Raw genomic sequence first — 20,470 nt, 5'->3', positions numbered from 1 at the left:
TGCGCGGGCGGTTCCGGCGCACCCGGTCGATCACCACTAGGTTGGCGTCGAAGGTTCCTCGTCACGAAGACGGAGTTGCAGACATGGCCACCACCCGCAAGGCGACCACGCACTGGGAAGGCAACCTGCTGGAGGGCAGCGGCAACGTCGCCCTGGAGACCTCGGGCGTCGGCACGTTCGAGGTGAGCTGGCCCTCCCGCGCCGAGGCGGCCAACGGCAAGACGAGCCCCGAGGAGCTGATCGCGGCGGCCCACTCGTCGTGCTACTCGATGGCGCTGTCGCACGGCCTGGCGCAGGCGGGCACCCCGCCGGAGCAGGTCGACACCTCGGCCGAGGTGACGTTCCAGCCGGGCACCGGCATCACCGGCATCCACCTGACCGTCACCGCGGTCGTGCCCGGGCTCGACGCCGAGGGCTTCGCCGCGGCGGCCGAGAACGCCAAGCAGAACTGCCCGGTCAGCAAGGCGCTGGCGGGCACCGAGATCACCCTGACCGCGAACCTGAAGGGGTGACGCTCCCCCTCCGGTGACCGCTGGTACCGGTCCGATACCCGAAGTGTCAGGCCGGTACCAGTTGTCCGGAATGATTTGACCCGACCGAGTGAGGCCGGTAGTCGTTGTGGATGCTCACGGCGTTAGGTGGTTCCGGCCGGCTCGCCTTCGGGGCCCTGGTCGGCGCGGCGGTGGCGGCCCTCCTCGCGGCGCACGGGAGCACCACCAGAGAACCCCGCGGGCTGGAGCCGACGCAGAGCGGCGGGATCGTCGTCGTCAAGGGCAGCGAGCAGCCCGGCCGCACGGTCGCCGCGACCGGTGCCACGTCGTCGTCCCGTTCCGGGTCGTCCGGCGCGACGACGACCACCACGACGGCCTCCTCGTCGGCCGGCGGCAGCAGCGCCCCGAGCACGACCACCACCGCCACCACCACCACGACGACGGCGACCGTGACGTCCACCACCACCGCGCGGCCGACCACGACCACCACGCGACGGCCCACGACCACGCCTACCAGGACCACCACCACGACCCGCAGGCCGTGCGGGATCATCTTCTGCTGATCGCCCGGCACCGGGTGACGGTGCGTGTTTTGGCAAGATCGGTGGGGTGACGTCCAGCCAGGTGCCCACCCAGCCCCAGCGAACCAACGACACGCCCACCCTCCGCATGCAGCCCGTCGCGGCGGCCCCGGAACCGCTCTGGCCGACCAGCGAACCCCTGACCGCGACGAACCTGCCCCCGGTGACCGCGGCCACCACGCGGTTCGAACCGGTGCCGGCGGCCCCCACCGACCCCGCCCCGGCCGCGTTCGACACGGCCGCGTTCGACACGACCTCGCTCGGCACGACCGGGTTCGACCCCTTCGCGCCCGCGCCGGTCAACGGTTCCCTCACCCCGCCGGCGGGCTTCACGCCGACGGCCGCACCCGCCGCGGGCACCGCGCCCGCCGCCACCCCGCTCACCTCGGCCACCTCCGCGCCGAACGGCTCGCCCTTCGGCGCCGCGGCCACCAACGGCACCTCCGCCGCCCTCTTCACGCCCGCCGCCGCGTTCACGCCCACCGCGTTCGCACCCACGCCCGCGACCAACGGTGTCCCCGCCACCTCCCCGGCCGCCTTCACTCCCGCGATCAACGGCGCCGCGCCCACCTCCGCACCCGGCGCGACCGTCCCCGCGGCCAGCACCTCCGCGGCAGGCACCTCCGCGGTAGACAGCGCCACCACCGCCGCCGCGTTCGCACCCACCGCACCCGCGCCGAACGGTGTCCCCGCCACCTCCCCGGCGGCCTTCGCACCCACCGCGCCCGCGACCAACGGCGCCGCCTTCGCTCCCGGCACGGCCACGCCGAACGGTGCACCGGCCACCTCCGCGGCCGACAGCGCCCTCGCGACCGCCCCCGCCGCGCACCCGGCCGCCCCCGAAGCCGCCGGAACCCCCGAAGCCGCCGCGACCCCCGCCGCCGGCGCGGAGACCGGCGAGGCGACCGCCGCCAAGCCCGCACCCCGTCCCGCGCAGCGCAGCCGGTTGCGCCGGATCGCCCGCCGCATCGTCGGCCCCACCCTCCTGACCAAGAAGGGCTGAACCCCCGGCTAAGCGCTCTGCGCCCGCGCGTACGGGCCGCCGGACCGCAGCAGGTCGTCGTGCGACCCCACCTCGGCGATCCGACCGTCCTCCAGCACCACGATGCGGTCGGCGTTGCGGATGGTGGACAGCCGGTGCGCCACCACGAACACGGTGCGGCCGTCCACCAGCCGGGCCAGCGCCTGCTGCACCAGCGCCTCCGACCTGGTGTCGAGCGCGGAGGTCGCCTCGTCCAGCACCAGCACGCGCGGGTCGCGGATGAGGGCCCGGGCGATCGCCAGGCGTTGCTTCTGGCCGCCCGACAGCCGCGCGCCGCGCTCGCCGACCACCGTGCCCAGGCCGGCCGGCAGCCGGTCGATGAACTCCAGCGCGTTGGCGTCGGCCAGCGCCCGCCGCACCACGTCCTCCGGCACGTCGTCCAGCCCGTAGGTGACGTTGTCCCGGATCGTGCCCTCGAAGAGGATCGACTCCTGCGGCACCACGGACACGAAGCGCCGGTAGCTGCGCAGGTCCAGGGACTCCATGTCGACGCCGTCCAGCAGGACGCGCCCCTCGGTCGGCCGCAGGAACCCGATGACCAGGTTCACCACCGTCGACTTGCCCGCGCCCGACGCCCCGACCAGCGCGACCGTCTCCCCCGGCCGCACGTCGAGGTTGAAGTCGACCACCGACTTCCGCTCCGAGCCCGGGTAGGCGAACCCCACCCCCTCGAACCGCACGCCGCCGCGCACGACGTCGACCCGCGCCTTGCCCGCGTTCTGCTCCAGGTCCGGTGCCTGCAGCACCTCGCCGAGCGAGCGCACCGACTCCAACCCCTTGCTGATCAACGGCGTGAGGCTCATCAACGTCGTCACCGCGCCGGTCAGCGAGGCGAAGTAGGCGCTGAGCATCACCACGTCACCGGGCGTGACGGAGAGCCAGCCGTGGTAGGCGGCCAGGGCCGAGCCCGCCAGGCAGCCGACCCCCAGGGCGTTGAGCAGGATCCACGCCAGCGCGCCGAAGCGGACGTTGAGGCCGTCCAACCTCATGCCGGCGGCGAAGACCTGGCGCAGCGTGCCGTCCATGCGGTCGAGGGCGGTGCGCTCCAGGCCGTGCGCGCGGGTGATCGGGATGAGCGTGGTCATCTCACCGACCCGCGACGACAGCTGCTCGACCTCCTGCCGGAACGACTCGTTGTACGCGCGCAGCCGCCCGCGCAGCCACATCACCAGCACCGCCGCGGCCGGCACGACCAGCAGGAACACCGGCAGGAACGCGGGCGCGGACAGCGCGATCACGACCAGCGCGCCGCTCAACGTGGCCAGCGCCGACAACCCCTGGTCGCCGACCTGCTGGGTGGACGTCTCGATGCTCTCGACGTCCCGGATCACCTTGGTCTGCAACACCCCCGCGCTGACCCGCGCGTGGTAGCCGATCGACAGCTCCTGCATGCGCCGGGTGAGCGCCGACCGCATCCGCATCCCCAGGCGGCGCGCGCTGCCGTACCACCAGCGCGTGTAGAGCACGGCGAACGGGTAGTTCAGCACCAGCGTGACCAGCAGCAGCCCCGCGCCGAGCCAGATGCCGGAGACCGGCTCGCGCGCCACCACGACGTCGATCACGTGGGCCGTGATCACGGGCGTCAACCAGGTCGGGCTGTGCTTGACGAAGAACGCGCCCGCGCCGAGCGCGAGCTTCCCGCGGTCGGCGCGGAAGAGGTAGAGGAGGGTTCGGACGGGGTGCTCGCCGCGGTAGCGGTGGTCGAGCGGACCGTGGGGCATGGTGCTCCTGCGGACGGCGGGGTCACGAGACGCCCACACCGCGCCGTGTGGGGAGCGCTCCCACATCGTAGGTGCCGGGTTTCGTCACGAGAACGCGTGAACGTGTGCGACGATCTGAGCGCTGCCAAGCCCGACCACGCCTTGACGTCCGCGCGCGATCCGCACCCGTGTTGATCAGCGGCGATGACCCGGCATCGGAACCTGGGGGAGTACGTGTGAAGCCGGCGTCCGTCATCGCTGTGCTCGTGCTGCTGGGCGCGGTCACGCTCGGCGCGTGGGTCGTGAGCCCCGACGGACCGCCGACCGCGGCGCCCGCGACCGAGACCCCGGGGGGCGACCCGACCCCGCGCCTGCCCTACGTCGAGCCGCCGCCGGACCCGCTGGTCGTGCCGCCGGACGCGCTCGTGTTCGAGCGCACGGGCGCGCCGGGGAAGTTCGCCGGCTCGGGCGTGCTGACCGACGAGGAGGTGGAGTTGGCCGAGGAGAACGGCGTCGTCCGGATCACCGGGCGGATCACCCGCGGCGACGCGGGCGTCACGCTGGGCGTGTGGCGGCTCGCCACCGACTCGGACCCGCGCCCGGCGCTGGCCGCGCTCGACGGGCTCTACGAGCGCGGCGGTCACGAGCTGGAGCCGACCGACCACCCGGGGCTCCTGCTGCGCCGCAGGGGCAACGCCTTCCACGGCCACTACGCGCACGGCACCGACGTGTTCCGCGTCGAGGCCTACGGGTCCGGCGCGGCCCCCGCGCTCGCCGAGCTGGTGGACCGGCAGTTGGCGCTGACACCGGCGGAGGGCTCGTGAACGCCCTCGTCACGACCGGGCCGGTCGCGGAGCCGTCCGGGACGACCACCCCGCCCGCCGCGGTCCTGGTGCGCGCGGCCGGCGCGGTGCTGGTGGTCTACGGCTACCTCGTCGGGCAGCACGTCGACCTCTCGGCCGTCCGCGCCCTGCTCAACCGGCCGCTCGGCATCGGCGAGGACTTCGGCGCGCTGGGCGTCATGCTGCTGCTGGCCGCGGCGGGCCACCTCGGTGTCGTGCGCCGCCCCTCGGTGAAGGCCGCGGCGCTGACCTACCTGCCGCTCGCGGTCACCGTGGTGATCGCGGCGGGCCTGGTCGCCGCGGGCGCGCCGATCTGGAGCGCCCCGACCGCCGACCACACCTCGGCGCTCGCGGTGGCGGGCAACCTCGGGCTGGTCAACCAGCTCGTCGCGGACGCGCCGCTGCTGGCACCGCTGGGCTGGGTGGTGCTGCTGGAGCTGCTCGCGTCGGCGACCGGCGCGCTGGCCCGCGCGATCCCGTGGCCGGTGCTGGTGCCCGCCGCGCACGTCGTGGTGGCCGCGCTCGTCATCGCCCTGGTGGACGACCCGCGGGTCGCCAACGCCGCCGCGTTCTCCGGGGTCGTGGTGATCGGCCAGGTGTCGGCGCTGCGCGGCCGGCTCCGGTTCGCCGTCGCGCCGGCCGCGTGGTCGCTGCTCGTGCTGGCCGAGCACCGGCAGCCGGGGTTGGCCAAGTGGTGGTACGCGCTGACCGCCGCGTACGCGTCCCTGCTCTTCACGACCGCGGTCGTGTTCGCCGGGGCGACGGCGGCCAGGGTCGCCGGCAACCGGGTCGTGGCCTGGCTCGCCGACCACGCCACGTGGTTGGCGCTGCTGCAGGGCGCGATCGGGTTCGCCGTGGCGTCCGCCGTGCACCCGGCCGCGGGTGTCGTCGCGACGGTCGCCGCGACGGCGGCCGCGGGCTGGGCGGTCCGGCGGTGGTGACCCTCGCGCCGGAGGTGCGGACCGCCAGGTCCAGGTACCTGCACGGGCTCGACGTGGCGCGCATCCTGGCTGCGCTCGCCGTCATCTACGCGCACTACTCGAACTGGCTGGACCTCAACGGCCACGACTTCCCGGTCGACGACGTCGTGAACGGGCTGGCGGCCCGGCCGCTGCACGTCCACGAGCGGCTGAGCCTGTTCGGCGTCTGCGTGTTCCTGCTGATCAGCGGCATGGTCGTGACGCACGTGGCGTTCAAGGAGACCAGCGGCCAGTTCCTCGCCCGCCGCGTGGTGCGGCTCGTGCCCGCCATGTGGGTCGCGGTGGCGCTGGGCTGGGTGCTGGTGTCCAACAAGGTGCTCACCGCCAACCGGCCGCCCGACCTCGGCGACCTGCCGCTGAACCTGGCGCTGCTGAACTCCTTCGTCCCCGGCGCGTCGTCGGTGCTGGCGATCACCTGGACGCTGGCCGTGCAGCTGGCCTTCTACCTGTACGTGGCGGCCACGATGCCGCTGCTGAAGCGGTGGCCGTGGCTGCCGCCGGCGCTGTCGGCGGCCCTGGTCTCGGTGCTGCTGGCGGTGGTGCCGGCCAACGACGGGCCGCCCGCGCAGGGGTTCCGGATGGTGGTCACGTTCCTGCCGGTGCTGTTCCTCGGCCAGCTGGTGACGCTGGTGCGGGCGGGCCGGCTGCCCGCCGCCGCCGGTGTCGCGCTCGGGGTCGTGCAGTACCTGCTCTTCCTGCGGGCGGACCTGGCGAGCGAGGTGTGGCCGCCCATCGCGGAGTTCCCCCGGCAACTGGTGATCCTGCTGCTCCTGGTGCTGCTGGCCACCCGCCTCGACAACGACTTCGTGCGCAGGCCGTGGGTGACCGCGGTGGCGAAGCGGACCTACGCGAGCTACCTGCTGCACATCCCGGTCGGGTTCCCGGTGCTGCGGTGGCTGACGCCGGTCACCGGCTACTGGGTGGCGATCGCGGTGGCGCTGGTCGCCGTCGCCGCCGCCTCCGAACTGCTGTACCGCTTCGTGGAGAATCCGATCGCCCGCTGGTTCCGCGCGCGTGAGCGACAGAAGGTGGCACCGAGCACATGAGCGTCCCGATCGCCTGCACCGTGACGGCCGAACGCGGGCTGGCCGCGGCGACCGTGCTGGCCCGCTCCTACCTGGAGCACCACCCGGGCCACCGGTTCGCGATCGCCGTGCTGGACGGCGCGGGGGGCGTCGCGCAGGAGGGCGGGATCGCGTTCCTCGGCCCGGACCGGTTCGGCCTGACCGAGGACGAGTACCTGGCGCTGGCGACCGCGCACCCGCTGCCGCAGCTCGCCGCCGCCGTGAAGCCGTGGCTGCTGCGCGCGCTGCTGGCCGACGCGCCGTCGGTGACGTACCTCAGCCCGACCAGCCTGGTCCTCGCACCGCTGCCCGCCGCGACCGGCCTCACCGTGGTCCCGCACTTCACGCGCCCGGTGACGGGCCGCGACGCGGAGTCGGACGAGGCGCGCCTGGTCGGCTCCGGCGTGCACAACCCCGGCTACCTCGTGGTCACCGAGCCGGACCTGCCGGAGCTGTGGATCGAGGCGGTCCTGGCTCACCGGGCCATCCGGTTCGACCGGGACGCGTTCTGCGACCAGGAGTGGTTCGACCAGGCGGTCAGCCACTTCCCGCGCACGACGCTGACCGACCCCGGCATCGGCCTCGGCACCTGGAACGCCTTCGAGCGGGCGGGCGCGGAGCCGAAGCTCGTGGACCTGCTCGGCTTCGACCCCGACCGGCCGTGGCTGCTCGGCACCGCGTTCGCGCACCGCCCGGCCGCGGTGCTGTCCGAACGGCCGGAGCTGCGGGCGCTCACCGCCGACTACGCCGCGCGGCTCGACCGGGCGGGCCGGATCGCCCCGGAGGACGTGCTGCCCTCCTGGCTGGAGGAGCTGCCCGACGGCACACCGCTCACCCCGCTGCTGCGCGAGGTGTACCGGGCGGGCGTCCAGCGGTCGCGGTCGCCGCTCAAGCCGCCGCCCCCGCCGCCGCACGCGTTCACCGGCGAGCCGTTCCGCGACTGGCTGACCGAGCGCACCGAGTTCGGGCTGGGCAGGCTCGCCGCCGCGATCTGGCACGGCAGGGCCGACCTGCGCGCGGTGTTCGGCCGACCGTGGTCGCCCGGCTTCGCCCAGTGGTGCCGCACCTCCGCGATCACCGAAGGGCTGCTGCCCGCCTGGGCCGCGCCGGGGGCGGACGCGCCGCCGAACCCGCCGCACGACCGGTTCGGGGTCAACCTCGTCGGCCACCTCACCGCCGTGCTCGGCGTCGGCGAGCTGGCCCGCGTGCTGCACGAGGCGCTGCGCCTGGCCGACGTGCCGGTGGCCTCGGTGGTCGAGGACGAGTTCGTGGTCAACCGCACCGACCTGGACCAGCCCGACGACGTGGGGCGCCCGGTGTTCCCGATCAGCCTGCTGTGCGTGAACGCCGACCTGGTCCGGCCCGTGGTCGAGCAGCACCCCGAGGTGGCCCACGATCGGTACCGGATCGGCGTGTGGTCCTGGGAGCTGGACGAGTTCCCGCCGGCGATGCACGAGTTCGACTGCGTGGACGAGGTCTGGACGATCAGCGAGTTCTGCCGGGCCGCGATCGCCGCGCACACCGACAAGCCGGTCCGGGTCGTCCCGCTGCCGGTGCGCCCCGCGCCCGCCGCGCCGGTGCGCCGCCCCACCGGTCCGATCCGCTTCCTGTTCGCCATGGACTTCAACAGCGTGGTGGCGCGGAAGAACCCGATGGGAGCGATCGAGGCGTTCCGGCGCGCGTTCCCGGACCGCCGCGACGTCGAGCTGGTGATCAAGGCCATCAACGGCGACCAGCACGTGGCGGGGCGGGAACGGCTGCGCGCCGCCGCGGCCGACGACGACCGGATCACGCTCCTCGAGCGGTACCTGACCGCGGAGCAGCTGCGCGACCTCTACGCCGGCAGCCACTGCTACGTGTCGCTGCACCGCTCCGAGGGCTTCGGCTTCACCGTGGCCGAGGCCATGGCGCTGGGCCTGCCCGTGATCACCACGGACTACTCCGGCACCGCGGAGTTCGTCGTCCGCGAGCACGCCTGGCCCGTGCCGTACCGGCTGACCGAGGTCGGGCCCGGCTCGCCGCCCTACCCGCCCGACGCCCGGTGGGCCGACCCGGACCTGGACGCGGCGGCGGCCGCGATGCGCGAGGTGGCCGAGGACCCGGAGCGCGCCGCGGCCCGCGGCCTGGCCGCCCGCGAACGCCTGCTCGCCGAACGCACGTTCGACACCACCGCGGCGTGGGTGCGCGAGCGGCTCGTGGAGGCGCACGCCACCTGGCGGGCCCGCCGGACCCCGCAACCGCCCGCCGCCGAGCCGCCCAAGGCCCAGCGCGTGGTCCCGTTGCTGCGCAAGGCCGCCGTGGTCGCGCTGGACAAGTACGACGGCGTGCGGCAGCGCGGAAGGCGCCCCCGGCGATAACGCCGGCACCGCCCGGCACGACAGAGGCGATGTCGGATCACGACTTGGGAGTGGCCAGTTCGACCGGCGCGACACCCGTGCACAATGGCCACGATCGCATGAACCGCAGAAAGGGGCTGCCGGCGTGAACTGGCAGGAGGAGCTGCGCAAGCTGGACGAGGAGCTTGCCGCGGGTCGGGTGTCCGCCGACGAGTACCGGACGCGTCGCGACCAGGTGCTGTCAGCGGCCCAGTCCGTCCCGCCCGTCCAGCAGTGGCAGTCCCACCCCCCGGCGGCGCAACAGCAGCCCGGCGCCGACCCGACGGGTGCGAGCGCGACGCAGTTCATCCGCCCGGTCGGCCAGGACGCCGCGCCGGACAACGTGGACAAGACCCAGGTCGTGCCCGGCGGCAGGCCCGCGCCCGGCAACCCGGACGCCGACCGCACCCAGTTCGTGCCCGGTGGTGCGATGCCGCCGCAGCAGCAGTACAACTCCCCGCCCGGCGGGTTCCCGCAGCAGCAGCCGCCGCAGGCCACCCCGTGGGGCGCCGCGGACACGTCGGCACCCTGGGCGTCGGCGTCCAGCGACAACTGGCTGCGGCAGGGCCCGGAGGTCTTCGACGACACCTCCTCCGGCGGCGGCAAGAAGGTCCTGGCGATCGTCGGCGTGATCGTCGTGGTCGCCCTGATCGGTGGCGCGGTGTGGTTCTTCGGCTTCCGCGACTCCTCGTCGAGCGCGGGCGACGGGACGACGACGTCGCAGACCTCCAGCGCCGCGCCGACCACCACCACGACCAAGCCGCCGATCGACCTGCTGCCCCCCGGCCCCGGCACGGCGAACCCGGCCAACGGCGTGGTGTCGCTGTCCGAGGCCGCCACCGCGAAGCTGCTCACCGCCGAGGAGGTCGCCGCGGCCGAGGCCGCCGACGTCGACAAGGTGAACTTCAAGGGCAGCACCAAGAACGCGTTCAGCTACGAGTCCATGGTGTTCGAGACCGGTGACGCGGCCAAGGCCGAGGAGCTGGCCAAGGCGCTCGCCGACCTCCAGCAGACCGCGGGCATGGTCGACGGCGCCAAGGGCAGGCTCCCCCAGAAGTCCTCGGTCCAGCAGATGATCCGCAAGGGCGAACCGGGCACCTACCGCTGCGTGTACGCGACCGGTTCGAAGGTCGTGCGGATCGGCACCACCCAGACGCCGATCGGCGTGGACGACAAGGAACTGATCAAGGAGTTCCAGGACTACGGCTTCGCGGTGGTCAAGCAGTTCCCGATCAGCTGATGGGCGGAGGGCACCCACGAGGAGGGCGTCCGGACGCCGTCCTCGACCGCCTGCGCGCGGCGCGTGACGTCGGGTCCGGCTCGGTGGAGCTGGCGGCCGACCTCTCGGACTGGGAGCTGACCCACCACTTCTCGCCGCAGCGGACCGCGCTGCTCGCGCCGCTGGACGTGCGCGACGGGCTGCGGGTGCTCGACGTGGGCTGCGGCAGCGGCGTGCTCACCCGCGCCCTGGGCGAGGCCGGCGCGCGGGTCGTCGGGGTGGAGGGCGAGCCGGGGTTGGCCGCCGCGGCGGCCGAGCGCTGCCGCGACCTGCCCGACGTGCGGATCGTCGCCGACGGGCCGGGCGGTCACGGCGAGTTCGACCTGGCGCTGCTGTGCGGGGTGCTCGACCGCGCCGACGACCCGGCCGCCGTGCTCGCCGACGTGGCGGGCGTGCTCGCCGACGACGGCGTCGTGGTGGTCGCGATCGACAACCGGCTCGGCCTGGGCCGCCTGCTCGGCCGGGCCGCGGACCACCGCGGCCGCCCCTGGGCCGACCTCGCCGGGTCGGCCGCGCCCGGCCGGGCCGAGCTGCGCGAGGCGCTGGAGCGGGCCGGGCTGACCGCGCAGCGCTGGCTGCTGCCCTACCCCGACCACAAGCTGCCGAGGGTGATCCTCGACGAACGCGTGCACGGGCTCCCCGACGCGCCGGACACCGTGGACAAGCTGGTGCGCGACCCGCTGCAGGGCGGGTTCGGCGGCTCGTCGGCGGTGGTCGCGGCCCGGTCGCCGCACCGGCACGCGGTCGCCGACGGCTTCGGGCCCGCGGTCGCGCCGTCGTTCCTCGTGGTCGCGGGCCGGACGCCGCGGGCCGTCGCCCGGGCGACCCGGCCCGGGCTGGGCTGGCTGGTCAACGCCGGGCGCCTGCCCCGGTGGCGACGGGCCCGCCGGCTGACCGAGGACCTGCGCCTGTCGGCCTACCACGGCGAGGGCGGCGCGGACGGCTGGCTGCGGCAGGCGCCCGCGGCGGACGAACCGCTGCTGCCCGGCGCGCCGCTGGACCGGCTGCTCCTCGACGCGCTGGCCCGACCCGACCTCGACGCCGTGCGCGACCTGCTCGGCCTGTGGCACTCCTGCTGCACGCACGACGCCCGGCCGTTCGCCGGCGACCCGACCCACCCGTTCCTGCCGGGTCGCGCGGACGTGCCGGTGCTGCCGCCCGACCACCTCGACGTGCACCCCGGCAACGTGATCGTGCTGCCGGACGGCACGCCCCGGCGCATCGACCTGGAGTGGCGGGCGGGCGACGGCGTGGACGCCGAGCTGGTGCTCGTGCGCGCGCTGGTGGAGTTCGCGCGGGAGGTCGTGCGCGGCGGGGCGGCGCACCCGTGGCCCGCCGAGACCTCCATCCGGCAGCTCGCGGCGCACCTGGCCGGGTTGGTCGGCCTGGCCGGGGCGGCCGACTCCCGCTGGGCGGAGCTGGTGGCCGCCGAGGCCGCGCTCCAGGAGGTGGTCACCGGTGCCCGCGCGGACGACGTCCGCGAGGTGCTCGCCGCCGAGCTGGACGCGCCGGGCCCGCCGCGGCTGTGGGAGCGCGGCGGCCTGGACGAGGTCCGCGCGACGCTCGCCGACCACGGGCGGCTCGCGGGGGAACTGGCCGAGGTGCGCGCCGAGCTGGGCGTGCCCACCGGGTCGGTGACCGCCGAGGTGCGTCGGCGCCGCGAGGACGCGGCCGGGCGCGAGGCGGGGTTGCGCGGCGAGCTGACCCGGTTGGACGGCGAGTTCGGCAAGGCGCTGGTGGAGCTGGCCGCCGCCGAGGCCGAGCGCGCCGAGGCCGTCCGGGAGCTGGACGACCGCCGCGCGGCCGACGGGGCGGTGATCGCGGAGCTGTCGCAGGAGAACGCGCGGCTGCGCGCGGAGCTGGACCGGCTGACGTCGTCGACGCTGGTGCGCGCGGGCCGGGAGTACCTCTGGCCGGCCGCCAGGCTCGCCCGCGGTACGCGTGACCTGCTGCTCGGCCGGGGCGGGCAGGAGCCCGACGGGGTGCTGCGCCGGGTCGGCAGGCGGGCGCCCGCGGTCGCGCCGTTGCTGGCGAGCCGGGTCCGGTCGGTCAGCGAGCGCGACGACCGGCTGCGGTTCGCGGTGGACGCGCCCGCGGAGGTCGAGGTCGGTCGCGGCCAGGTGGTCGAGGTCGAGGGCTGGGTCTCGCACGCCGACCTGCCGGTGCGCCAGGTCGCGGTGGTCGCGGGCGGGCGGGCGTTCCGCGCCACGACCGGCCACCCCCGGCCCGACGTGGCGGCGGCGATCGGCGGCGAGCCGAACAGCGGCTTCCGCGCGCGGGTGCCGGTGCGCGCCGGCACGGTGCCGCTGGAGCTGGTGGTGACCCTCGTCGACGGCACCGTGCTGCGGCGGGAACTGCCCGCGGTGCGCGGGCGCGACCGCGCCGGCCGTCCCGCGGAGGTCCGCTGGCCGGGCGACGGCCCGCGGGTGGCGATCTGCCTGGCGTCCTACCGCGCGCCGCGCCGCCACTTCGCCGCGCAGGTCGAGTCGATCCGGGCGCAGACCCACTCGAACTGGGTGTGCGTGATCAGCGATGACGGCTCGGGCGCCGAGGGCCTGGCGGTGCTGCGGGACGTGGTCGGGGACGACCCGAGGTTCGTCGTGGTGGCGCACGAGGACAACGTGGGCTTCTACCGCAACTTCGAACGCGCGCTGTCGCTCGTGCCGGCCGACGCGGACCTGGTCGCGCTGTCGGACCAGGACGACCTGTGGGACGCGGACAAGCTCGCCGTGCTGGTCTCCCGGTTCGCCGATCCCGCCGTGCAGCTCGCGTACTGCGACATGCGGCTGGTGGACGACGCGGGCGAGGTCGTCGCGGAGAGCGTGTGGTCCGACCGCGTGAACCAGTCCGCCGACCTGGAGCAGCTGCTGCTGCTCAACACCGTGACGGGTGCGGCCAGCGTGGTGCGCGCCGACCTGGTCCGGGACCGGGTGCTGCCGCTGCCGCCGGGCACGCCGAGCGCCTACCACGACCAGTGGATCGCCGCGTGCGCGCTGGCCGTCGGCACGATCTCGTTCGTCGACCGGCCGCTGCACTCCTACCGGCAGCACGGGGCGAACGTCACCGGCTGGCAGCGACCGCGCCTGGCCGACGGGCTGCCGGGCCTGCGCGGCCTGGCCGCCGCCGGCGTCGGGGTGGGCGTGGGGCGGCTGGCCGCCCGGCAGGCGGAACTGGACCACATCACCGAGCACGAGCTGCGCCGGATCGCCCAGTTCGCGACCGTGCTGCTGATGCGCAACCGGGACCGGCTGGACCAGGGCGACCGGCTGCGGCTGACCCGCCTGGCCTCGGCCGAGCGCCGGCTGTGGCCGCTGGTCCGGCTCGCGCTGGAGGGCGAGGAGCGACCGGGGACGGCGGGCGCGGAACGCAGGCTGCTGGCCGCCGCGCTGCTGCGGCGCGCCCAGCGCTGACAGCCCGGCGCTGACAGCCGGCGCTGATCTCGGGCCCCGCCGCCGAGCCGCCGCCGCCGAGCCGCCGCTGCCAAGCCGGCCCCGCCAAGCCGCCTCGTCGAGCCGCCTCGTCGAGCCGCCCCCGCCAAGCCGCCCCGCCGAGCGCCGCCGTCAGGCTCGCGGCACGACCGTGCACTCGACGAGCACCCGGGCCATCGCGGTGCGGAATTCGTCCGGCTCGTCCGGCACCAGGTGCGGCTCACGGCCGGCGGCGCGCGCCCACTCGGCGACGTCCGGCTCCCGGCACGACACGACCTCGGCCCACTCCAGCGACGCGAGGGTCGCGGCCCGCTCCCGCCCCGCCCGCACGGCGTCGGCGCGGGCACCGGTCGCGGCGAACCGCCCCTCCCACTCCGGGTGTGTCAACGACGCCAGGTCCACGGCTCGCACCGCGGTGGGCTGCCACCCGGTCACCTCGGCCGCGGGCACGTCGGTGCCCAGCGCCACGACCACGTCGTAGTGGCCGGGCCGGGACCGGCTCCACGCGGCGAAGTCGTCGGCCACCTCGACCTCGACCCCGGTCGCCCGCCACGCCGCCGCGTCCGCCTCGCCCGCCGCCGCGAGCAGCGTGACCGCGGCGGTCGGGTCGCAGCGCCGCCACTCGGCCACCACCGCGGCGGCCCGACCACCGGTCGGCACCCGGGACGCCAGCAGCAGCACGCGCACCGACGCCGGGTGGTCGCGCAGCCACCACAGCCGGTGCGGGTGCTCGTGCGCGCCGACCGACGGCGGCCGCGTCGCCAGGTCCTCCGACCACCGCCGGCGGAACACCTCGCGGTTGATGTCGGACAGCTCCTCGGCGCGCGAGGTGGACGACGTGCCGTGCCGCACGTGCACGACCCGCGACGCCGGCTGCACCCACACCTGCCACCCGCGCGCCCGCAGCCCGAACTGGAGGTCGGTGTCCTCGTAGTAGGCGATGTGGTACTCCGGCGAGAACCCGCCGACGTCGTGGAACGCCCGCCGCCGCAGCACCAGGCACGCGGCCGAGGCGTAGTCGACCACCCGCGGGTACAGCGGTTCCGGGTCGGTCCACCCGTCGCCCCAGCCCCGGCTGTACGCGTCACCGCCGAGCAGGCTCCCCGCCTCCTGCAACCGGCCGTCCGGGAACACCATCAGCGGGGCGGCCGCCGCGGCGGCGGGCGTGCGGTCGAGCAGCTCCAGCAGCGGGTCGAGCCAGCCCGGGGTGACCTCGACGTCGGCGTTGAGGAAGCAGACGAACTCGGTGCGGGCGTGCTGCACGCCGAGGTTGCAGCCCGCGCCGAAGCCGAGGTTCTCCGCCATCCGCACGACGGTCGCGCCGGTGAGGTTCTCCTCCAGCCACCGCCCCGTGCCGTCGGGGGAAGCGCTGTCCACCACGACCACCTCGTACGGGACGCCGGTGTGCCGGGCCAGCACGTCGAGGCAGTGCCGGGCCAGCTCGCCACCGCCGTAGGTGACCAGGACGAACGTGACGCGGGGCGTCACCGGAGCCTGCCGTAGACCGCGCGCGGCAGCCGGGTCCAGCGGAACAGCCGGGTGGCGCGCAGCGCGGCCAGCTCCCGCTGCTCGGCCTCCAGCCGCGCCACCACCTCGCGGTGCCGCTCGGCGAGTTCGCGGTGCAGCCGCCGCTCCTCCTCCAGCTCCGGCCCGTCGTCGCGCCGGTCCTCGAGCAACCGCTCGACCAGCACGTGCCGGTCCGCGACGATCCGCTCGCGCATCCGCTGCTGCGCCGCGCGCAGCGCCCGGTTCTCCTCCACCAGCGCCGCGAGCCGCTGCTCCAGCGACCCGCCGCGCGCGGCGAACGCCCGCTCGGCCTCGGCCGCCACCGCGTCGAGGTGCTCGTCCAGCCGGCGCACGGCCTCGGGCGAGCGGTCGTCGTCGCGCAGCGCCCGGCGGAACGCCGCGGCCAGGCCGCTGGGCCGCGCCACGACGCGGTCGGCGGAGGCGAACTGCTCCGCGCCGGCGCGCTCGGCACCGGTGGGGTCGAACAGCACCCAGCGACGGCCCAACGCGTGGGCGGCGGCGGCCACGTGCTCGTCGGCGGCGATCACGGCCGCCGCGCCGGACAGCACCGCGAGCCGGTCCTCCAGCACCGTGTCGGACGGCAGCGCGCGCCACCCCGCGTCGGGCACCGGACCGCCGGTGGGCAGCAGCACGACCTCGGCGATGGCCAGCAGCTCCGCCGTCTTCACGACCGCGGGCCGCAGGGCGGTGAACGACGAGGGCGGCGCCTGCACGACGAGGTAGCTGTCGCCCTCCGGGGGCAGCTGGCCGAGCTGGCGCAGCTGCGCCGCCCTGGTGCGCAGGTCCGCCGCCGGCAGCAGCCGGTCGGCCAGCAGCGCCGGGTTCGGCACGACCGCCACGTCGTGCCGCAGGCCGGCGGCGCGCAGGCGGTCCCGCGACACCTCGTCCCGCACCGACGCCAACGGCTGCCGCTCCACCCACCGGACCAGCTCGGCGGGCACGTCCTCGGCGACCCTGGCGCAGACCCACAGCGCGTCGGGGTCGACGCCGAGGCCGCCGGTGAAGAAGGGTTGCGCGGGCACGTCCTCGCCGTAGCGCCCGGACAGGTCGCAGCCGAGCGGGAACGACGGCGCGACCAGGTGCAGGTGGTGCGACCCGACCAGGTCCCGGACCCGGCCCGGGGTGCGCTCGCCCAGCGGCTCGGCCACGTGGCCGCCGTCGGCGCGCACCGGCCGGTCCCAGCCGAACGGCGCCAGCGCGCGCACCCGCCAGTCGCCCAGCCTGCGCGTCAGCTCCCGTTCGAGCACGCGGACGACGAGCTGGTCGCCGAGGCCGGGGAGGTCGCCGCCGCACCACAACCCGATGGTCCCGCCCGGCTGCCGAGGATGTTGTGCGCGCACGCGAGGACTCTACTCAGCGGGGTCGCTTGGCGAGCTCGGCTCGGATCAGTTCGATGTTCTGGGTGGACAGCACCGCGCTGTTGCCGGAGAGCATGTTGCGCTCCACCACCTCGATCACCACCGCGCTCGCGTCGGCCATCCGCGCGGCGGTGCCCCCCGGGTCGGTGGCGATGGTGTTGAGGTGCTGGAAGGTGAGGTCGGCGAACCCCGCGGACAGGTAGGCGGCCATCGGGGTGGCGAACGAGTCGCCGATCACCAGCGCCTTGGGCTTCACCACGCCGGTGCCGGGCGCCTGGGTGGAGTGCCGCGGCTCGGGGAACGGCTCGGCGAGCTTCTTCTCCCGCACGACCTTGCCGTCCGGTGCCAGCTCGTAGTGGTTGATCGTCATGGTCGCGGACTGGCCGAGCAGCGGCGGCAGGCCGGCCTTGGTCTCCGAGGAGCCCGCCGGGCGGAAGTCCCACGTGCGGGTCACGCCCTGCTGGACGCGCTCGGCGATGGCGCGGACCATCACCAGGCCGCCCTCGGTCGTCCAGTGCGAGTCGAGCTTCTGGTAGACGGGCTCCTTGCGCTCGGCGGCGGCGTTGCGCAGCACGCCCCGCAGGTCGATCGCGCCGGTCTCGCGCACCAGCCCGCGCCAGAACTCCTCGCGGGTCCTCGCGGCGCACTCCGCGCCGAAGTACTTGGCGGGCAGGAACTCCGGCACGGTCGTCACCTTGTCCGGCGCGACGACGAGGACCAGCTTGCGCCCGGACGACTCGACCGCGGCGCGCAGCGCGCGGAGCCGGTCGAACACCTCGGCCACCGGCAGCTTCGGCTCGCACGCGCGCTCGACGTCCTCGCCGAGGTAGAGCCAGCCGTCCTTGCCCTCGATGGCGCGGACGTACGCGGTCGGGTCGGGCCGGTCCAGCGACGGGTCCTTCGGCGGCACGGGGATCGGGCCGTTCGGCTCCTGGTGCTGGGTCGCGACGGGCGGCGCCTCGCCGAACACGCCCCGGCTGATGCCGCTCGCGGCGGCCACGGCCTGGTCGCGCAGCGGGATGTGGTCGTTCGCCCAGGCGTTGAGGCCCGTGAAGAAGCCCCAGCCCGAGGTGATCGACGGGAACTCGGCGAGCTTGCGGTTCTCGAACTCGGCCGGGCGGACGCCGACGAGCAGCAGCAGGGCGGGCGCGCAGAAGAAGACGACGGCGAGGGTCAGCGCGGTGCGCTGGCGGCTGCTGTGCCGGGGCCGGTAGAGGGCGTGCTCGCGGGGGAGCAACGACTCGGGCACCGCCGGGAGGCTCTTGGGCGGGTCGGCGCTCACGCCGGACAGCGTAGTTGGCGGCCGCGTCACTCGTCGGTGTTCAGAGGAAGGTGGGATTGACAAGACCCTTCGCGTGCAACCCACCCGCCATGACGGACGTCTCCCGGGTGACGGGCACCCGATGTCACGGAGGAAGCGGATGTGGCCCACTGTGATCCTGGTCACCTCTGGGGGGTTGGCATTTCTCGTGCGAACCGTTCGGGTGCTGCGCTCCGCTTCGAAATCCGGCGGTGTGCGACCCCGTATTGAGACCGCCCCACCGGTCTAGTCCCTATGGCGGCTTGTCCGCTTGCCGTACGATCATTTTCGGGTCGAACGACCTGTGCCTGCTAGGGGACCTCAGAACAGAGGTAGGTGCGTCATGGATCTCGCACTCAGCAAGGTGATCGAGCTGCGCGAAAGCGGGTTCCAGTTCCTCCACCTCCGGGACGAGGACGGGCAGCTGGACCGCATCATGGCGTTCAAGCAGCGCAAGGGGTTCATCGACTCGATCCTGTTCTGGTCGGAGACCGAGGCCCGCGCGGGCAGGCTGCCGGCCGTCCGGGACAGCCAGCGCACCGCCCAGGCGGTCTGGATCTACGAGGGTCCGCTGGTCGAGGCCGTGGACCGGTTGCTCGACCTGCCGGAGCCCGGCACGCGCAACGCGCCGACGCTGATGAAGAGGACGGCGTCGGACCTCGCGGTCGTGACCACGCTGCCGTTCAAGCTGAACCTGCCGCCCGGCGCTATCGCCTAGACATCTTCCGTTAACCTCACCCGCCGCACACAGAATGCGGCGGGTGTTGGCGTTTCTGTCACTGTGCGTAATTTTTTATCACATTACGAAGAACTTGCGGGCTCGGTCCACGTGCACCCGCGGCGCGTTCAACAATGAATATTCACCCCCGACGCGGGGACACCAAACCCGATTCGTAGGCCAGCACGACGAGTTGCGCGCGGTCCCGCGCGCCCAGTTTCGTCATCACGCGGCTGACGTGGGTGCGCGATGTCGCCGGGCTGATGACGAGGTGCCCGGCGATCTCCTCGTTCGACATGCCGGCGGCCACGAGCGCCAGGATCTCCCGCTCCCGCGCGGTCAGCTCGCGCAGCGCCGCCGGGTCGGGACGGCGGTGCTCCGGTCGGCTCGCGAACTCCTCGATCAACCTCCGGGTGACACTCGGTGCGAGGAGCGCGTCACCCTGGGCCACCACCCTGAGGGCGTGCAGCAGCTCCACCGGGTCGGTGTCCTTGAGCAGGAAGCCCGACGCGCCGGCGCGCAGCGCCTCGAACACGTACTCGTCCACGTTGAACGTCGTCAGGACCAGCACCTTCACCCCCGGCAGCTCGGCGCACACCCGCCGGGTCGCGGCCAGGCCGTCGGTGCCGGGCATCCGGATGTCCATCACCACGACGTCCGGCCGGTGCTCGTGGGCCCGCCGCACGGCCTCCTCGCCGTCACCGGCCTCGCCGACGACCTCGAAGCCGTCCTCGGTGTCCAGCAGCAGCCGGAACCCGGCCCGCACCAGCGCCTGGTCGTCGGCCAGCACCACCCTGATCACCACGAACCTCCCACGGTAGGACCGCCCTGACGGTGAAGCCCCGGGCCGACGGGCCCGCCTCCAGCTCGCCGCCGAGCGCCTCGACCCGCTCCCGCATGCCGCGGATGCCGGAGCCCGCGCCCAGCGCCGGCCGGTCGGCCCGCGCCCCTCCGTCGTCGGCGACGGTGAGGACCAGCGCGTCCTCGGTGCGCTCGAACGAGATCACGACCTCGGACGCGTCGGGCGCGTACCGCAGCGCGTTGGTCAACGCCTCCTGCACCACCCGGTACGCGGCGACGTCGACCGCGGTCGGCAGGGCGCCCGGCTCGCCGACGACCCGGGCGACCGGCACGGGCCGGACCAGCTCGGCCAGCCGGTCCAGGCCCGGGGCCGGCGTCGTGCCCCCACCGGTGCGCAGCACGCCGAGGGTCGCCCGCAGGTCGTCCAGCGCGTGGCCGCTCGCCTCCTTGATCGCCCTGAGGGCCTTCACGGCCTCCTCGGGCCGGCGGTCGGCGACGTGCGCGGCGACCCCCGCCTGCACGTTGATCATGGCGAGGCTGTGCGCGACGACGTCGTGCACCTCCCGCGCGATCCGCAGCCGCTCCTCCTCGACCTGGCGGTCGCGCCGCTCGCGCAGGCGGGTCCGGCGCAGGGAGAGCACGGCGAAGGCGGGCGCGGCGACCAGCGGGCCCCAGTGGCCGGTGACGTAGTACAGCCAGGTGGACGCCCCGGTGACGGCGATGACCGCGACGGGGTAGCGCCTGCGCCAGATCAGCGGCGCGAACGTCGCCGCGAACCAGACCCACGCCAACCACGCCATGCCGGTGACGGTACGGGAGCGCGACCCCGGTCGGCGTCGGCTCGGGAGCGACCCCCGGCCGTACGTCAGCAGCCGTACACCCGCCGCCGGCACCCGGTGTCCTCGACGCGTCGACCGGGTGAAGTAATCCACCCGGCGGGATGAGCGGGCTTGAACCGGAGCCCCGGTGCGCGGAACTTTCGCG

The 20,470-nt window shown here is 74.9% G+C and carries 16 protein-coding genes; 9 read left to right on the top strand and 7 right to left on the bottom strand.

Annotated elements, in window-relative coordinates:
• The first annotated feature begins 83 nt into the window (after positions 1-83).
• Positions 84-512 (top strand): OsmC family protein, encoded by a 429-nt coding sequence (locus ACIGNX_RS15950; RefSeq protein WP_396540540.1) that lies wholly within the window; start codon positions 84-86, stop codon positions 510-512.
• Between the two features lie 46 nt (positions 513-558).
• Here ACIGNX_RS15950 and ACIGNX_RS15945 read toward each other — a convergent pair whose 3' ends face one another.
• Positions 559-1,065, bottom strand: coding sequence for a hypothetical protein (locus ACIGNX_RS15945; protein WP_396540538.1), 507 nt, complete (start codon positions 1,063-1,065; stop codon positions 559-561).
• Between the two features lie 35 nt (positions 1,066-1,100).
• On the opposite strand from ACIGNX_RS15945, the gene ACIGNX_RS15940 reads away from it, so the two are divergent.
• Complete coding sequence (locus ACIGNX_RS15940) at positions 1,101-2,075, top strand: hypothetical protein (RefSeq protein WP_396540536.1); 975 nt, start codon at positions 1,101-1,103, stop codon at positions 2,073-2,075.
• An 8-nt stretch (positions 2,076-2,083) separates the two neighbouring features.
• Here ACIGNX_RS15940 and ACIGNX_RS15935 read toward each other — a convergent pair whose 3' ends face one another.
• A complete protein-coding gene (locus tag ACIGNX_RS15935; protein WP_396540534.1) occupies positions 2,084-3,835 on the bottom strand; it encodes an ABC transporter ATP-binding protein in 1,752 nt (583 codons plus the stop codon).
• 215 nt (positions 3,836-4,050) lie between these two features.
• On the opposite strand from ACIGNX_RS15935, the gene ACIGNX_RS15930 reads away from it, so the two are divergent.
• The 6 genes from ACIGNX_RS15930 (at position 4,051) to ACIGNX_RS15905 (ending at position 13,764) form a co-directional block, all read left to right on the top strand.
• Complete coding sequence (locus tag ACIGNX_RS15930; protein ID WP_396540532.1) at positions 4,051-4,638, top strand: hypothetical protein; 588 nt, start codon at positions 4,051-4,053, stop codon at positions 4,636-4,638.
• Complete coding sequence (locus ACIGNX_RS15925; protein WP_396540530.1) at positions 4,635-5,597, top strand: hypothetical protein; 963 nt, start codon at positions 4,635-4,637, stop codon at positions 5,595-5,597. The genes ACIGNX_RS15930 and ACIGNX_RS15925 overlap by 4 nt, the downstream gene beginning before the upstream one ends.
• A complete protein-coding gene (locus tag ACIGNX_RS15920) occupies positions 5,591-6,682 on the top strand; it encodes an acyltransferase family protein (protein WP_396540528.1) in 1,092 nt (363 codons plus the stop codon). Before ACIGNX_RS15925 ends, ACIGNX_RS15920 begins: the two co-directional genes overlap by 7 nt.
• A complete protein-coding gene (locus ACIGNX_RS15915; protein WP_396540526.1) occupies positions 6,679-9,057 on the top strand; it encodes a glycosyltransferase family 4 protein in 2,379 nt (792 codons plus the stop codon). Before ACIGNX_RS15920 ends, ACIGNX_RS15915 begins: the two co-directional genes overlap by 4 nt.
• A 124-nt stretch (positions 9,058-9,181) precedes the next feature.
• The gene (locus tag ACIGNX_RS15910; RefSeq protein WP_396540524.1) at positions 9,182-10,315 is read left to right on the top strand and encodes a hypothetical protein; all 1,134 of its coding nucleotides are present in this window, start codon (positions 9,182-9,184) and stop codon (positions 10,313-10,315) included.
• Entirely contained in the window at positions 10,315-13,764 is a 3,450-nt protein-coding gene (locus ACIGNX_RS15905; protein ID WP_396540522.1) for a glycosyltransferase, read from the top strand. The genes ACIGNX_RS15910 and ACIGNX_RS15905 overlap by 1 nt, the downstream gene beginning before the upstream one ends.
• Positions 13,765-13,914: 150 nt before the next feature.
• On the opposite strand, the gene ACIGNX_RS15900 is transcribed toward ACIGNX_RS15905, so the two are convergent.
• Genes ACIGNX_RS15900 through ACIGNX_RS15890 form a run of 3 tightly spaced genes read right to left on the bottom strand, consistent with a single transcriptional unit; the run spans position 13,915 to position 17,949 of the window.
• A complete protein-coding gene (locus ACIGNX_RS15900) occupies positions 13,915-15,270 on the bottom strand; it encodes a glycosyltransferase family 2 protein (RefSeq protein WP_396540520.1) in 1,356 nt (451 codons plus the stop codon).
• Positions 15,267-16,649 carry a hypothetical protein gene (locus ACIGNX_RS15895; protein ID WP_396540518.1) on the bottom strand — a complete coding sequence of 461 codons (1,383 nt, stop codon included), beginning with the start codon at positions 16,647-16,649 and terminating at the stop codon, positions 15,267-15,269. Before ACIGNX_RS15895 ends, ACIGNX_RS15900 begins: the two co-directional genes overlap by 4 nt.
• 13 nt (positions 16,650-16,662) lie before the next feature.
• Positions 16,663-17,949, bottom strand: a complete 1,287-nt coding sequence (locus ACIGNX_RS15890) for a hypothetical protein (RefSeq protein ID WP_396540516.1) — start codon at positions 17,947-17,949, stop codon at positions 16,663-16,665.
• 361 nt (positions 17,950-18,310) lie between these two features.
• Here ACIGNX_RS15890 and ACIGNX_RS15885 point away from each other — a divergent pair, with 361 nt between their 5' ends.
• Positions 18,311-18,685, top strand: a complete 375-nt coding sequence (locus ACIGNX_RS15885) for a hypothetical protein (RefSeq protein ID WP_396540514.1) — start codon at positions 18,311-18,313, stop codon at positions 18,683-18,685.
• A 142-nt stretch (positions 18,686-18,827) separates the two neighbouring features.
• Here the strand turns inward: ACIGNX_RS15885 and ACIGNX_RS15880 are convergent, their stop codons facing one another.
• Positions 18,828-19,487 carry a response regulator gene (locus tag ACIGNX_RS15880; protein WP_396541057.1) on the bottom strand — a complete coding sequence of 220 codons (660 nt, stop codon included), beginning with the start codon at positions 19,485-19,487 and terminating at the stop codon, positions 18,828-18,830.
• Complete coding sequence (locus ACIGNX_RS15875) at positions 19,384-20,286, bottom strand: sensor histidine kinase (protein WP_396540512.1); 903 nt, start codon at positions 20,284-20,286, stop codon at positions 19,384-19,386. Before ACIGNX_RS15875 ends, ACIGNX_RS15880 begins: the two co-directional genes overlap by 104 nt.
• Positions 20,287-20,470 lie beyond the last annotated feature (184 nt).

This window comes from Actinosynnema sp. NPDC053489 (genome assembly GCF_044544865.1).
Lineage (GTDB): Bacteria > Actinomycetota > Actinomycetes > Mycobacteriales > Pseudonocardiaceae > Actinosynnema.
The sequence above is the reverse complement of the archived record's forward strand: the minus strand, read 5'-3'. Positions and strand labels throughout refer to the sequence as shown.

What these genes read in the sequence shown, in the direction of transcription:
- ACIGNX_RS15875 (WP_396540512.1), bottom strand. Translation starts at nt 20,286, where the DNA reads ATGGCGTGGTTGGCGTGGGTCTGGTTCGCGGCGACGTTCGCGCCGCTG.
- ACIGNX_RS15935 (WP_396540534.1), bottom strand. Translation starts at nt 3,835, where the DNA reads ATGCCCCACGGTCCGCTCGACCACCGCTACCGCGGCGAGCACCCCGTC.
- ACIGNX_RS15915 (WP_396540526.1), top strand. Translation starts at nt 6,679, where the DNA reads ATGAGCGTCCCGATCGCCTGCACCGTGACGGCCGAACGCGGGCTGGCC.
- ACIGNX_RS15950 (WP_396540540.1), top strand. Translation starts at nt 84, where the DNA reads ATGGCCACCACCCGCAAGGCGACCACGCACTGGGAAGGCAACCTGCTG.
- ACIGNX_RS15905 (WP_396540522.1), top strand. Translation starts at nt 10,315, where the DNA reads ATGGGCGGAGGGCACCCACGAGGAGGGCGTCCGGACGCCGTCCTCGAC.
- ACIGNX_RS15885 (WP_396540514.1), top strand. Translation starts at nt 18,311, where the DNA reads ATGGATCTCGCACTCAGCAAGGTGATCGAGCTGCGCGAAAGCGGGTTC.